Genomic DNA, 246 nt, shown 5'->3' on the forward strand with positions numbered 1-246 from the left:
CGACCGGGTGGCGGCCAGGGACCAGCCCACCGCCGCCGGGTCGAGGCCGTCACGCTCCCGCAGGTACGACGCCAGGCGGGCGGCCTGGCCGGCGAGGGCGGCCCTCGACCGGGCCGACACCGGCCACACCGTCACGTCCGAGTCGACCAGCCCCGGGGCCCCGGTCCGGGCGGCGACCGGCTCCGCCGGCTCGTCGTCGGCCTGCTCGATGATCACGTGCGCGTTGGTGCCGGAGATGCCGAACGA

Annotated in this window: 1 protein-coding gene; it reads right to left on the bottom strand. The window is 78.0% G+C overall.

Going from position 1 to position 246, the window contains the following annotated elements; all coding sequences use genetic code 11:
* A partial coding sequence (locus tag C5N14_RS31595) for a ketoacyl-synthetase C-terminal extension domain-containing protein (RefSeq protein WP_133305786.1) occupies positions 1 to 246 on the bottom strand: 246 nt, incomplete at both ends.

This window comes from Micromonospora sp. MW-13, from assembly GCF_003434305.1.
In the GTDB taxonomy this organism is placed as follows: domain Bacteria; phylum Actinomycetota; class Actinomycetes; order Mycobacteriales; family Micromonosporaceae; genus Micromonospora.